At 33.1% G+C, this 2,762-nt stretch carries 2 protein-coding genes; both read left to right on the top strand.

Annotated features, from left to right (window positions below):
* Positions 1-153: 153 nt before the first annotated feature.
* Positions 154-714, top strand: a complete 561-nt coding sequence (locus J7E21_RS16125; protein ID WP_215109663.1) for a hypothetical protein — start codon at positions 154-156, stop codon at positions 712-714.
* Positions 715-1,314: 600 nt separating this feature from the next.
* A complete protein-coding gene (locus J7E21_RS16120; protein ID WP_215109661.1) occupies positions 1,315-2,499 on the top strand; it encodes a DUF4238 domain-containing protein in 1,185 nt (394 codons plus the stop codon).
* Positions 2,500-2,762 lie beyond the last annotated feature (263 nt).

The following is a 2,762-nucleotide window of genomic DNA, read 5'->3' as shown; positions in this document are numbered from 1 at the left end:
GCAGCTTTAGCAGCCGCTTAAATTTAAAAAACAGAAAAAATGGTCGGTAAAGTCGTCTACACTTTTTTAAAAGTGCGATTTATGAAATTGATTCATATACAAATGAAATCAAATTAGGTATAGAGAAAATCTCTTAACGAAAGGATGGTTTTTATGCGGGAGATGATAGAAAACTTGTTACTGGAGAAAGGTGTGCCTAGGGAGCATATAGAAAAAATGAAAGTTGAGACGTCGATTAATAGTCGGGAGTACTATGAACGCTATAAATCGACAAGAATTTCAAAAGAAGAGTTGGTCGACACTCGTAAAATTAAAGGAGTCGGGAACAGGCTTGAAGATACAGAGGAACGGATTTTAGCTACAGTAGATGGCGGGTATCATGTAACCCCTGCTTATACAGTAGATTATGACCGTCTGTCTTGGTTCGATTATATATCAATGAAAGATGAAGGGTTAACACTAAGCAAAGGAAAAATATTAGACATTTACTATAAGTTCGAGGAGAAGTCTTTACAAGAAAACTACGACTACTATTCAGAAAATGGAGTTGATCCTGGTAGCGGTTCGTTAACCAAACTGGCTTACTTTGAGGATGAAGACATTTATGCAGTAGCTGGAGACGGCACACACCGAACATTATGGGCAAAAGTTTCGGGGGCACCTTATCTATTAGCATATGTATATTACTATAAGAAGATACCTTTAAATAGCTAAACAATGAAGGCTTCTAATTTATGAACTGAACCCAAATGGTAGACACTAAAAAAGTATCCCTGGGTAATGAAAAATTAGAGATATAGATTAGACCTGCATAAGGAATCTACAATGCCAATAGAGCTAAAGTAAGCCCATTCAAACTGGAAAAATGAAGGAATTCTAAACGATCTTGAAAGTAAACTATGGTTTGCATTGCAGACGTTAGCAGGTCTTTTATTTTAAACACTCTAGAAGCGAAGACAATAAAAATTCTTGAGTAACTTTCCACAAGCACTGTCTGAGCGGAGCTGCGGGTGGTTTAACGGCTGATTTCAAAAAGAACGCAAATTAATCAATTAAGAGGATAATAGAATTGATTCGCCAGTAATATTAGACAGTAGTTTAAAGAGGTATTCATTTTATCGGAAATCAATTACCTATCATAAGAAATCAACATGAAATGATTTTCATGTTAGTGATAGAAAAGGAATCTTCTCCTTGAAAGTTATACGAATGAGAATAGTGGTGGCTGTCACTGATTAATAAACTACAGGCGTGCGACAAGTTTAAGTAATTGTTTATTTCAAGGGGAAACTTATGTGAATAGGGGTGGGAGATATGAATCAGCTTGTAAAAAATCAGCATTACATCCCACGGTGTGTATTAAAACATTTCTCAAATGAAAAAAAACAAGTTTTCGAAGCATCTTTATCCGCTAAGAAAGTTTATCCGACAAATTATTCTCAATCGATGTCACAAAGATACACGTATGAGCACCCTAACTTGGAAGTAAATAAGATAGAAGGTTTTTTTAGCAAAATTGAAGATTATTTTGGTCCTGCGATTCATGATATCTTAAATAAGATAAAGTTATTTGAAGAAGGAAAAATAAACGTCTCCGAATTGAAAATTTTCGTAGAAAAATATATAAAAGAGTTTCTAATTTTTTATTATAGAAGTGGAGCTCTTTTGCATGAATTCTCTTTTTTGCTGGAAGATGAAAACGAAAAGATTTCTCACCTTCTAGACAAAATATTAGATTCTGCATATATCAATGATCTTGGTAAAACTATCACCCAATATTATAATTTTTCAATAATTAAAAGCAAGAACCAATCATTTCTATTGAGTGATCAATACATTTCCACAAGTTCTTTAGATATAAAAGCATTTTTTGGAAACTTAAGTAATCGTAATATTGGGTTGAAAGATGTTGTAATCTTTATACCGATTTCAAACAAATACTATATTTCTTACTTTCATGGAAATAAGCCTTACTATATAAGCTCTAATAAGGTTAATGAATTATTTGATCAGCAAGTAAGAGAAGTAAATAAAGTTATAATAAACAATTCGTATAATAAGTGTATAGGCACGAACAAATATGACGTTGAAGAAGGAGTTAAAGTATTCAAAGATTCATCCCCTATCTTAAGCACCATGTACCATCAAGATGGATATAAAAGTGGGACTACAATGAAAAAAGAGAATTTTTATTATAGTACACAGGACGATATTTTAGAATTCTTCATTAAAAATCAATTTTGGTACAATAAAGAATTTAGAAGGAATGATCCTTGTCCGTGTGGTAGGGATAAGAAATATAAGAAGTGCTGTAAGGAATTAAATGAATCTGTTAATAGAATAATTAAAGAAACTGACGATTTAAGAAATAATTACAGTAGTGTAATGGTAAATCCTAAAGCAACAATTGAGAAAGGAATAGCAGAGTTCTTTTCATTACGTAGAGATCCAAGAAACTTAAAAGGAAATATAAAAGAAATACTTTCGAAAAATCAATAAAGTTTCAATAGAAATCGCTTCCATAAAAAATATGATTACAGCCATTTAATAGAACCACTTGTGCCACGTTTTAGAACCACCCAGGACACAAAACAGAACCACTTGAGACACGAGAGAACCACTCCTATATAATGAGTTTGCGGAATATTCCGCAAATAAATTGCATAGGAGGTTTTTATGGTCAAATATCGGGAGATTCTCAGATTGGATTCTCAAGATGTGACGAAACGGGGAATCGCATCCAGCTGTAGGTGCTCGAGGAA

This window comes from Planococcus sp. ISL-109, from assembly GCF_018613655.1.
GTDB lineage: Bacteria > Bacillota > Bacilli > Bacillales_A > Planococcaceae > Planococcus.
This window is presented reverse-complemented; position numbering and strand designations above follow the sequence as displayed.

Excerpts from the sequence above, each read along its gene's own strand:
- J7E21_RS16125 (WP_215109663.1), top strand. The coding sequence starts at position 154 with ATGCGGGAGATGATAGAAAACTTGTTACTGGAGAAAGGTGTGCCTAGG.
- J7E21_RS16120 (WP_215109661.1), top strand. The coding sequence starts at position 1,315 with ATGAATCAGCTTGTAAAAAATCAGCATTACATCCCACGGTGTGTATTA.